Source organism: Streptomyces endophyticus (assembly GCF_035798155.1).
GTDB classification, from domain to species: domain Bacteria; phylum Actinomycetota; class Actinomycetes; order Streptomycetales; family Streptomycetaceae; genus Streptomyces; species Streptomyces endophyticus.
Window position 1 is genome coordinate 224169 of record NZ_JAOZYC010000149.1, and the last position, 10304, is coordinate 234472.

Annotated in this window: 10 protein-coding genes; 6 read left to right on the top strand and 4 right to left on the bottom strand. The window is 71.5% G+C overall.

What is annotated here, in order from left to right; genetic code table 11:
- Nucleotides 1-104: 104 nt before the first annotated feature.
- A complete protein-coding gene (argS, locus tag OKJ99_RS29995) occupies nt 105-1865 on the top strand; it encodes an arginine--tRNA ligase (RefSeq protein WP_326021058.1) in 1761 nt (586 codons plus the stop codon).
- A gap of 25 nt (nt 1866-1890) precedes the next feature.
- On the opposite strand, the gene OKJ99_RS30000 is transcribed toward argS, so the two are convergent.
- On the bottom strand, nt 1891-3153 hold the full coding sequence (locus OKJ99_RS30000) for a transcriptional regulator (RefSeq protein ID WP_326021059.1): 1263 nt from the start codon (nt 3151-3153) through the stop codon (nt 1891-1893).
- Between the two features lie 184 nt (nt 3154-3337).
- On the opposite strand from OKJ99_RS30000, the gene OKJ99_RS30005 reads away from it, so the two are divergent.
- Entirely contained in the window at nt 3338-4021 is a 684-nt protein-coding gene (locus OKJ99_RS30005; protein WP_326021060.1) for a DUF4232 domain-containing protein, read from the top strand.
- 90 nt (nt 4022-4111) lie between these two features.
- Nucleotides 4112-4477 carry a PH domain-containing protein gene (locus OKJ99_RS30010; RefSeq protein WP_326021061.1) on the top strand — a complete coding sequence of 122 codons (366 nt, stop codon included), beginning with the start codon at nt 4112-4114 and terminating at the stop codon, nt 4475-4477.
- A 24-nt stretch (nt 4478-4501) separates the two neighbouring features.
- Here the strand turns inward: OKJ99_RS30010 and OKJ99_RS30015 are convergent, their stop codons facing one another.
- Nucleotides 4502-6079: a FadD3 family acyl-CoA ligase gene (locus OKJ99_RS30015; RefSeq protein ID WP_326021062.1), complete on the bottom strand. Its 1578-nt coding sequence runs from the start codon at nt 6077-6079 to the stop codon at nt 4502-4504.
- 110 nt (nt 6080-6189) lie between these two features.
- Here OKJ99_RS30015 and OKJ99_RS30020 point away from each other — a divergent pair, with 110 nt between their 5' ends.
- The 3 genes from OKJ99_RS30020 (at nt 6190) to OKJ99_RS30030 (ending at nt 8657) form a co-directional block, all read left to right on the top strand.
- The gene (locus OKJ99_RS30020) at nt 6190-7338 is read left to right on the top strand and encodes a lipid-transfer protein (protein ID WP_326021063.1); all 1149 of its coding nucleotides are present in this window, start codon (nt 6190-6192) and stop codon (nt 7336-7338) included.
- Nucleotides 7339-7428: 90 nt separating this feature from the next.
- The gene (locus OKJ99_RS30025) at nt 7429-7887 is read left to right on the top strand and encodes a Zn-ribbon domain-containing OB-fold protein (protein WP_326021064.1); all 459 of its coding nucleotides are present in this window, start codon (nt 7429-7431) and stop codon (nt 7885-7887) included.
- Complete coding sequence (locus tag OKJ99_RS30030; protein WP_326021065.1) at nt 7884-8657, top strand: enoyl-CoA hydratase/isomerase family protein; 774 nt, start codon at nt 7884-7886, stop codon at nt 8655-8657. The genes OKJ99_RS30025 and OKJ99_RS30030 overlap by 4 nt, the downstream gene beginning before the upstream one ends.
- On the opposite strand, the gene OKJ99_RS30035 is transcribed toward OKJ99_RS30030, so the two are convergent.
- Complete coding sequence (locus OKJ99_RS30035) at nt 8654-8809, bottom strand: hypothetical protein (RefSeq protein ID WP_326021079.1); 156 nt, start codon at nt 8807-8809, stop codon at nt 8654-8656. The two genes, OKJ99_RS30030 and OKJ99_RS30035, sit on opposite strands and share 4 nt — an antisense overlap.
- Before the next feature lie 67 nt (nt 8810-8876).
- On the bottom strand, nt 8877-10304 hold a 1428-nt coding region (locus OKJ99_RS30040), incomplete at its 5' end, for an outer membrane protein assembly factor BamB family protein (RefSeq protein ID WP_326021066.1).

Genomic DNA, 10304 nt, shown 5'->3' on the forward strand with positions numbered 1-10304 from the left:
GTATCGGCGGGGCGGGTACGCGCCGAAAAATCGCTTTGCGGCCCCGTGGGATACTGGCCGGGACTGTTTCAACCCAGCCCCGACCAGAACGGCAGCCCTTACCCATGGCCCCGGTCCCGTCCATCACCGCTTCCGTCAACGCACGCCTCGCCGACGCCCTGACCTCCGCCCTGCCGGAGGCCGGCGGCGCGGACCCGCTGCTGCGACGTAGCGACCGGGCCGACTACCAGGCCAACGGGATCCTGGCCCTCGCCAAGAAGGCGAAGGCGAACCCGCGGGAGCTGGCCACGCAGGTCGTCGAGAAGATCGCGAACGGTGGGCTGATCGCCGACGTCGAGGTCTCGGGCCCCGGTTTCCTGAACGTGACGGTCACCGACAGGGCGATCACCGAGACGCTCGCGGCGCGCGCCGCCGACACGGACCGGCTCGGTGTGCCCACGAAGCCGGAGCCGGGCGTCACGGTCATCGACTACGCGCAGCCGAACGTGGCGAAGGAGATGCACGTCGGTCACCTGCGGTCCGCCGTGATCGGTGACGCGCTGCGCGGCATGCTCGACTTCACGGGCGAGCGGACGATCGGCCGGCACCACATCGGTGACTGGGGCACGCAGTTCGGCATGCTCATCCAGTACGTGATCGAGCACCCGGACGAGCTGCCGGCGGCCGGTACGGACGCCGACGGCGAGCAGGCCATGTCGACGCTGAACCGGATCTACAAGGCCTCGCGCGCGGTCTTCGACGCGGACGAGGACTTCAAGGAGCGGGCCCGTAAGCGGGTCGTGGCGCTCCAGTCCGGCGACAAGGAGACGCTGGACCTGTGGCAGCGGTTCGTCGACGAGTCGAAGGTCTACTTCTACTCGGTCTTCGAGAAGCTCGACATGGAGATCCGGGACGACGAGATCGTCGGCGAGTCCGCGTACAACGACGGGATGCCGGAGACGGCCCGCATCCTGGAGGAGACGGGCGTCGCGGTCCGCTCGGACGGCGCGCTCGTCGTGTTCTTCGACGACATCAAGGGCAAGGACGACCAGCCGGTCCCGCTGATCGTGCAGAAGGCGGACGGTGGCTTCGGCTACGCGGCGTCCGACCTCACCGCGATCCGCAACCGTGTGACGGACCTGGACGCGACGTCGCTGCTGTACGTCGTGGACGTGCGTCAGTCGCTGCACTTCAAGATGGTCTTCGAGACGGCGCGGCGCGCGGGCTGGCTGTCCGACGAGGTGAGTGCGCACAACATGGCGTACGGCACGGTGCTCGGCGCGGACGGCAAGCCGTTCAAGACGCGTGCGGGTGAGACGGTGCGCCTGGAGGACCTGCTCGACGAGGCGGTGCAGCGTGCCGCCGAGGTCGTGCGGGAGAAGGCGCGGGACCTCACCGAGGACGAGATCCAGGAGCGGGCCGCGCAGGTCGGCATCGGCGCGGTGAAGTACGCGGACCTGTCGACGTCGCCGAGCCGGGACTACAAGTTCGACCTGGACCAGATGGTGTCGCTGAACGGCGACACGTCGGTGTACCTCCAGTACGCGTACGCGCGTATCCAGTCGATCCTGCGCAAGGCGGGTTCCACGGCTCCGGCCGCGCACGCGGAGCTCGAACTCGCCCCGGCGGAGCGGGCGTTGGGTCTGCACCTGGACGCGTTCGGGGACACGGTCTTCGAGGCGGCCGCCGAGTACGCGCCGCACAAGCTGGCCGCGTACCTGTACCAGCTGGCCTCGCTGTACACGTCGTTCTACGACAAGTGCCCGGTCCTGAAGGCGGATTCGACGGAGCAGGTGGAGAACCGCCTCTTCCTGTGCGACCTGACGGCGCGGACGCTGCACCGCGGCATGGCGCTGCTCGGCATCCGCACGCCCGAGAAGCTCTGACACCCGCCCCGGCTGCCCTGCTCGACTACCCGCCCTGGCGCTCGATCCACTCGCTGCCGCCCAGCGGGTAGTCGTACCCGGGGCGGCCGGAGTTTCCGCTCGTACGGAACGGGGTGCCGTCGTTGTCGACGTGGACGGTGCCGTGGCGGGTGCCGCTCGACCAGTCGAGGGTGAGGTCCCAGCGGACGTCGTGCGCCTTGGCGTGCGCGGTGACGTAGAAGACCTCCGGGTCGGACTCGCTGACCTTGTACGGAAAGTCGCGCTGGCCGTTCTTGACGGTGACCGAGGGGCTGCCGTTGTCGAGGTCGATGTCGAACGACTTGGTGCCCACGTTGCCGCCGCAGCCGACGCCCATCGAGTAGTCGTTCCACGCGAGCGGGGCGTCCTTGCCGGCGACGCGTACGTGCAGGTCCTCCAGGACGACGGTCTCCTTGCCGGTTCCTTGAACGGTGAGGGCGACGCGCTGTTCGCCCGAGGAGACCGCCCCGTACGCGGCGGCCCAGCGCGGCGCGTCCTGCTCGCTCGCGGGCGGGCCGACCTGTTCGGGTGCGCTGTCGACGAGGAAGTGCTGGCTGCACGGGCTGTCGTAGACGTAGGGGCGGGTCGCGACGTTGAGCGGCGCGGCGCCGCCGTCCCGGCCGCCGGGGTCTGCCGCGTTCGCCCCGCCGCTCTTCGCCGGGGCGGACGGGTTGCCGCCCCGGGCGCCGCCGCTGCCGCTCGGGGAAGGGGTGGCGGGGGCGGCGGACGACTTTCCGGCGTGGGGGCGGCCGGTGCCGGTCGTGGAGGTGGTGACGCCGGGGCGGGCCACCTGCCGTTCGCCGTCGCCGCCCGCGCCGCCCGTGCCGCCGGAGGGCAGGTTCACGGCGAGGACCACGGCCCCCAGGACCACGGCCGCCGCCGCGGAGGCGATCAGCGCGGTGCGGCGACGGGGGTGTGCCGACGCGGCACCGAGAGATGTGGCTGAGGTCTCGGGGCTCTGCCCCGGGCCCCGCGCCTCGATCGCCGGCGGGGCTTGAGAGGTCTTCTTTCCCCGGCCCGCGTCCGCCAGGATCCACCGGCGGTGCAGCTCCACCAGTTCGTCGGGGGTCGCCTTGCAGAGCCGGGCCAGGCGCTCCACCGGGGCGTAGTCGTTCGGCACGGCCGTACCGTTGCAGTAGCGGTGCAGCGTCGACGTGCTCATGTGCATCCGCTTGGCGAGCGTCCCGTAGCTCAGCCCCGAGCGGTCCTTCAGCTCCCGCAGCAGCGCGGCGAAGCCGTCCCCCGAGTCCTCAGACACCCGTTCCTCCATCCCCCGCGTCCCGGTCCTGTCCCGGTCCTGCGTTCCAGGGGACGGTCATATCCCCAGGTCAGAGCCCGTTTCGGCGTTCCAGCGTCCCGAACTCCCCGGCATACGTGGCGGCTGGGACGGATCACCCCACAAGCTCCGGTCATCCAAGCACCACACCCACCGCACCACCGAAGGGGCCCGACCGATGACTGCTCAGCGCACCTCCCGCACCCGTCTCCTCACCGCCGCCGCGACCGTCGCCCTCGCCGCGCTCTCCCTGACCGCGTGCAACGACGGAACGGGAGTCAACGACGAAGGCGCGTCGAAGGGTTCTCCCATGACCTCGTCCTCCGCCACCGACGCTCCGGCCTCGCAGGAGCCGGACGCGAGCGAGGACCCCGCGCCCGCCGCTTCGAAGCCCGCCGCGAACGCCCCCGCGTCGAAGACCCCCGCGTCCTCCGGCAGGACGGTCACCTGCCAGGGCTCCAACACCAAGACCGTCGCGGCCCCGCTGACCCGCCCCCTCAACCACATGCTGCTCACGGTCACCAACACCGGCGGCAACACCTGCTACCTGTACGGCTACCCGGCCGTTCAGTTCGGTGAGGCCCAGTCCGTGCCCCCGGTCGACGAGGGCACCAAGCCGCAGGCCGTCGTCACGCTCAAGCCCGGTGAGTCCGGCTACGCCTCCGTGCTCCTGTCGGCCGCCGACGGCAGCGGCGCGCACGGCCACACGGAGAAGTCCCTGACCGTCCACTTCTCCAGCCGCGCCGGCAGCGAGGACCTCACCCCGGCCCGCCCGTCGCTGCCCGCCGAAGGCCTCCACATCGACGACTCGCTGAAGGTCACGTACTGGCAGCAGTCGATGGACGACGCCATCAGCTGGTAACACCTGACACCCGGCCGGCCGGGAACCCTCGCGCGCACGCACCCGTTCTCTGAACGACGCACGCGGCACGACGACAAAGCGGGGGACCCCATGGCACTGTTCGGCAACGCGCATCCGATCGACCCGGCCAAGGCGGCGCAGGACTACGGGCGGCTGCTCGGCCAGGGTGAGCAGATATACGGCGCCTATCAGTTGATACGGGACGCGATCCTGCTGACGGACCGGCGCATGATCCTCATCGACAAGCAGGGGATGACGGGCAAGAAGGTCGAGTACCACTCGGTGCCGTACCGCAGCATCTCCCACTTCGCCGTGGAGACGGCCGGTCACTTCGATCTGGACGCCGAACTCAAGATCTGGATTTCGGGGAACTCGGTGCCGATCGAGAAGACCTTCACCAAGGGGGTCGACATCTACGAGGTGCAGGCGATCCTGACGCAGTTCGTCGCACGCTGACGCCGCGGCGGGCAGCGGCCGGACTCAGCCGCGGGTGGTCCGCAGCTCGCCCTTGACCACCTTGCCGGAGGCGTTGCGCGGCAGGTCCGTCACGAACTCGACCGACCTGGGGACCTTGTAGTTCGCCATCTCGCGGCGGGCCCAGGCGATGAGGTCGTCCTCGGTGAGGGTGCCGCCGGGCCTGCGCACCACGTACGCCTTGCCGACCTCGCCGAGGCGGCCGTCCGGGACGCCGACGACCGCGACGTCGGCCACCGCCGGGTGCAGGCCGAGGAGTTGCTCTATCTCGGCCGGGTAGGCGTTGAAGCCGCCGGCGATGAACATGTCCTTGATGCGGTCGGTGATCCGGAGGTTGCCGGCCGCGTCCATGATCCCGACGTCGCCGGTCCGCAGCCAGCCGTCCGGGGTGATGGTCTCGGCCGTGGCGGCGGGGTCCTCGAAGTACTCGCGCATGACGTTGAAGCCGCGGACGAGGACCTCGCCCGGCTCCCCGGGGGCGGACGACTCGACCCGGACCTCCGTGCCGGGTATCGCCCGTCCCGACGTTTCGGCGATCACCTCCGCCGGGTCGCCGCGGCGGCACATCGTGGCGATGCCGCTGGCCTCGGAGAGTCCGTACGCGGTGAGGACCGTGGCCACGTTCAGCTCGCCGCGCAGCCGTTCCACGAGCCGCAGGGGGACCACCGCGGCGCCCGTCACGACGAGCCGCAGCGCCGACAGGTCGTGGGAGTCGCGCGAGGGGTGGTCGAGGAGGGACTGGTGGAGGGTGGGCGGGCCCGGCAGGACCGAGATGCGCTCGGACGCGATGTTGGCGAGGGCCGTGTCCACGTTGAAGACGGGCTGCGGCACCATCGTCGCGCCCCGCATCAGGCAGGCGAGGACTCCCGCCTTGTAGCCGAACGTGTGGAAGAACGGGTTCACGATCAGATAGCGGTCGCCCTCGCGCAGGCCCGCGAGGTCCGCCCAGATCTCGTAGCCGCGCAGGGTCTGGGCGTGGGTGATGACGGCGCCCTTGGGGCGTCCTGTCGTGCCGGACGTGAAGATGATGTCCGAGGGCGCCGAGGCGTCCACGGCGGCGGAGCGTTCGCGGACCTCGGCGGCCGTGACCTTGTCGCCGGCGGCCAGGAACTCCTTCCAGCTCCGGTAGCCGGGGGCGTCGGGGGCCCCGTCGCCGAACACCACCACCTGCTCCAGGGCGGGCAGTTCGGCCCCGGCCTCCTGTGCGCGGCGCAGCGAGGCCACGTACGAGGTGCCGAGGAAGGTGCCCGTGACGAACAACAGGCGGGCCCGTGAGCGGGCCAGGATGTCGGCGGCCTCGCCGCCCTTGAAGCGGGTGTTGAGCGGTACGAGGACGGCTCCCGCGCTCACCGCTCCGAGCGCCGAGACGATCCAGTCCAGGGTGTTCGGCGCCCAGACCGCGATCCGGTCCCCCGCCCGGACGCCCGCCGCCATGCACGCCGCCGCGGCCCGCTCGACGCGTTCGCCGAGTTCCGCGTACGAGATCCGGCTGCGGCCCTCGACCACGGCCTCGCGCTCGCCGTACCGTTCGGCAGCGTCCCGTACCAGCTCCGGGACCGTTCCCCACTCGCCATCCGTACGCATCGAGCGACCTCCCACAACGCCGTAGCTGACTATCCGTCAGATTAGCTGTAGCCTGACGCGCTGTCAGCAGAGCGAACCAGGCGGCAGACGGAACAAGTGGGGGTGTGCCCATGGCGGGACTCAAGGACGCGACGGCCATCGTCGGTATCGGACAGACGGCCTTCGCGAAGCAACTCCCGGAATCCGAGAAGACGTTGGCATGCCGGGCGATCATCGACGCGCTCGACGACGCGGGGATATCCCCGTCCGAGGTCGACGCCTTCGCCTCTTACACGATGGAGGAGACGGACGAGGTCGAGGTGGCCAAGTCCATCGGGGCCGGCGACGTCACCTTCTTCTCCAAGGTCGGCTACGGGGGCGGCGGTTCGTGTGCGACGGTCGCCCACCTCGTCGCGGCGATCGCCACGGGACAGGCGAGCGTCGGCATCGCGTGGCGCTCCCGCAAGCGCGGCTCGGGGCCGCGCCCATGGAAGAACACGGCCGTCCAACTCCCCACGCCCGCCCAGTGGACGCGGCCGTTCGGCCTGCTCCGCCCGGCCGACGAGATCGGGATGCTGGCCCGCCGCTACATGCACGAGTACGGCGCGACGCGGGACCACCTGTTCAATGTCGCGCTCGCCTGCCGGAACAGGGCGAACCAGAACCCGGCCGCGATGATGTACGAGCGCCCCATGACCCGCGACAGCTATATGACCTCACGCTGGATCAGCGAGCCGCTCTGCCTCTTCGACAACTGCCTGGAGACGGACGGGGCACTGGCCTGCGTCATCGTCTCCGCCGAGCGGGCCCGCGACTGCCGGCAGAAGCCGGTCTACGTGCACTCGGCGGCGCAGGGCCTGCCCGCGCAGCACCACGGCATGGTCAACTACTGGAACGACGACCCGCTGACCGGGCCCGCGTGGACGGCGGCCCGCCACCTGTGGAAGAACGCGGACGTCACCCCCGAGGACGTCGACGTCGCGCAGATCTACGACGCGTTCACCCCGCTCATCCCGCTCTCCCTGGAGGGGTACGGGTTCTGCGGGCGCGGCGAGGGCGCGGCGTTCACCGAGGGCGGCGCGCTTGAGATCGGCGGGCGCCTGCCCATCAACACGGGCGGCGGCGGCCTCTCGGAGGCGTACGTCCACGGCTTCAACCTCATCAACGAGGGCGTGAAGCAGCTACGGGGGGTCAGCACGGCGCAGGTCCCGGACGCGGAGACCTGCCTGGTGACGGCGGGCGAGGGGGTGCCGACCTCGGCGCTCTTGCTGCGCGCCTGAGTCGACCCGATCAAGCCCCTGCGGCGATTGAGCAGCGGGGTCCGGGGCGGAGCCCCGAGTCCGCAACACCTCTTGACCGAAGGACAGCTCATGGCAGACGCGACGACGACCTCCCAACTCCTCACCCCCACCCCCGACGACGACGGCGCCCCCTTCTGGGAGTACGCGGCGAGCGGCGAGCTGCGGATACAGGCCTGCGCCAACCCGGACTGCGGTGAACTCCGGTTCCCGCCCCGCCCCTGCTGCCCGCACTGCCAGTCCTTCGACAGCGAATGGCGCAGGATGAGCGGCCGCGGACGCGTCTGGTCCTACGTCATCCCCCACCCGCCGCTGCTTCCGGCGTACGCCGCCCAGGCCCCGTACAACGCGATCGTCGTCGAACTGGCCGAGGCGCCCCGGATCCGCCTCGTCGGCAATCTGGTCTCCGCCCCCGACGCCCCGCTCAACTCCGTCGACCCGGACCGCATCAAGATCGGCGCGCGGGTGCAGGTGGCGTTCACGGAGGTCGACGGGGTGACGGTGCCGCGCTGGGTACTGGAGCGCTCATGACCGTACGCACGGAGATCGACAAGGCCACGGGCGTCGCCACCGTCACCCTCGACCGCCCGCGCCGCCACAACGCCCTCGACCAGGACACCGTCGCCCAACTCGCCGCCACCTGGCGGGGCTTCCGCTTCGACGACGCCGTGCGGGCGGTCGTGCTGACCGGGGCGGGCGACCGGGCGTTCTGTACGGGCATCGACCGCGGGTGGGACGTGCCGCAGCCGGACTCCCCGTACTCGGCGGACGATCCGCTGCCCACGGTCGGCCCGAAGGCCAACGACCTGTGGAAACCGGTGATCGCCGCGGTCAACGGCATGGCCTGCGGCGGGGCGTTCTACCTGATCGGTGAATCGGAGTTCGTGGTCGCGGACGAGACGGCGACGTTCTTCGACCCGCACACCACGTACGGCATGGTCAACGCCTTCGAGTCGATCTACCTGGCGCACCGGATGCCGCCGGGCGAGGTGGCCCGGCTCGCGCTGATGGGTGCCGCGGAGCGGATGTCGGCCCGGCGGGCCCACGAGGTGGGCCTGGTCTCCGAACTCACACCGCCCGGTGGTGCGTTGGAGGCCGCGCTGCGCTGTGCGACGGTCATCGCGGGCCATCCGACGGAGGCCGTACAGGGCACGGTGAAGGCGCTGTGGGCCGCGAAGGAGGCCACTCGCTCGCACGCCTTCGCGCGGGCGCCCGACCTGATCAAGCTGGGCAACCTGCCGCCGGAACGGCAGGCCGACCTCTTCAACTCCCGTACGCAGGGCGGTTTTCGGACGCGCTAGGAGCGGGAGCCGTCGTGCAGCTGCGAGGAGCTGTTGCAGCCGCCACTGCTGTGGCTGCGGCTCTTGCTCTTCCCCTTGCCGGTCGTGAACCCGGTCAGGGCCAGAACGACCACGATGGCTACTGCCGTGAGTTTGATTCCCCGTGTCATCACGCGGGGCACACTACCCAACAGCGGCCCCGCGCCACCGGGTTCCCGGCAAAGGGGCGACGGGGCCCGCTCAGCGGCTGGTCCCCGTCCCCTTCTCCGCGTCGAGCGCGTACACGCAGCGGTCCTTGCTGCACGCGTAGACGACGCCGTCCCTGACGACCGGTGTGCCCGTGATCTCGCCGCCCGTGGCGAGCTTCCAGCGCAGGCGTCCGTCGTCGGCCTTCAGGGTGTAGAGCAGGTGGTCCGAGGAGCCGAAGTGGATCCGCCCGTCCGCCACCACGGGCGCCCCGACGATCTCGCCGCCGGCCTGGAAGCGCCACTTCGGGGTGCCGGTCACGGCGTCCAGGGTGTACAGCCCCTGGCCGCTGCCGACGTGCACATGGCCCTGCGCGACCAGGAGCGGGTCGACCGACGAGGGCCGGGCCTCGGTCGCGATGCGCCAGCGGTCCCGGCCGTCCGTGGCGTCGAGCGCGTACACGGTGCCGTGGTGGTCGACGAGGTAGACGCCACCGCCGGTGACCGCGGCTCCCGGGGCGAACGCGGGCGGGCTGAGGAACACGGCGGGTGCCTCGAAGTGCCAGCGGACGTGGCCCGAGGCGGCGTCGATGGCGAGGACGCGGGTGCCCGCGGCGACGTACACATGCCCGTCGGACGCGGGCGTGAGGCGCATCGGGACGCCGCCGCAGGAGGCCGCGTCGCCGATCGGGTACGACCAGCGCTCGTCACCCGTACGGGCGTCGAGGGCGCGAAGGCGTGCGTCCTGCCATACGTAGACCGTGCCGTCGTGCACGACGGGTCCGGCCTCCGCTGCCTCGAAGTCGGTCTGGCAGCCGGTGATCTCCCACTGGAGGTCGCCGCTGACGGCCTCGCGGGCCTGGACGCCGCCGCCACGGGTGGCGGTGACGACGATGCCGCCGCCGGCCTGCAGCGCGTACACCCAGGCGTCGGTCTGGATCCGCCACAGGTCGCCGCCGTCGCGGGCGTCGAGCGCCCACAGGGTGGGGCCGTCGGAGGCGTGGATGCAGCCGTCGGCGACGGCCATGGACCAGGCGACGTCGCGGGTCTTGAAGCGGCGCCGCCCGGTGGCCACGTCCAGGACGTGCACCTCGAACGACGTGACGTAGACGAGGTCGCCCGCCACCGCGGGCGTGCCCCACACGTCGTTCGACATGCGGAACCGCCAGGGCCGCCAGGCCGCGCCCTCGGCCGGGGCGGGCGCGGGGACGACCGGTTCGTGCGAGCCGTTCACGGCGGGTTTGGAGCGGGACCAGGATCCGGCGAGGCCCGATTCGGCGGGCGGCGCCTTCACCGCGGCGGCCCGCGCGTCGGCGACCCGCGGCCCGGGTCCGATCGGCACCTGCGCTCCGGCGAGGTGCACGGGCCCGTCGGCGACGAGGCTCTGGCCCGCGGGTACGGGCGAGTGCCGCCACCCGTCCGTGGACACAGGCTGCGGGCCGGGGGCCCTCGGCGGGGCGGGCGGCTGCGAGGGCATGGCGGG

Coding starts and splice junctions, on each gene's coding strand:
- OKJ99_RS30010 (WP_326021061.1), top strand. CDS start 4,112: ATGGCACTGTTCGGCAACGCGCATCCGATCGACCCGGCCAAGGCGGCG.
- OKJ99_RS30015 (WP_326021062.1), bottom strand. CDS start 6,079: ATGCGTACGGATGGCGAGTGGGGAACGGTCCCGGAGCTGGTACGGGAC.
- OKJ99_RS30020 (WP_326021063.1), top strand. CDS start 6,190: ATGGCGGGACTCAAGGACGCGACGGCCATCGTCGGTATCGGACAGACG.
- OKJ99_RS30000 (WP_326021059.1), bottom strand. CDS start 3,153: ATGGAGGAACGGGTGTCTGAGGACTCGGGGGACGGCTTCGCCGCGCTG.
- OKJ99_RS30025 (WP_326021064.1), top strand. CDS start 7,429: ATGGCAGACGCGACGACGACCTCCCAACTCCTCACCCCCACCCCCGAC.
- OKJ99_RS30030 (WP_326021065.1), top strand. CDS start 7,884: ATGACCGTACGCACGGAGATCGACAAGGCCACGGGCGTCGCCACCGTC.
- argS (WP_326021058.1), top strand. CDS start 105: ATGGCCCCGGTCCCGTCCATCACCGCTTCCGTCAACGCACGCCTCGCC.
- OKJ99_RS30005 (WP_326021060.1), top strand. CDS start 3,338: ATGACTGCTCAGCGCACCTCCCGCACCCGTCTCCTCACCGCCGCCGCG.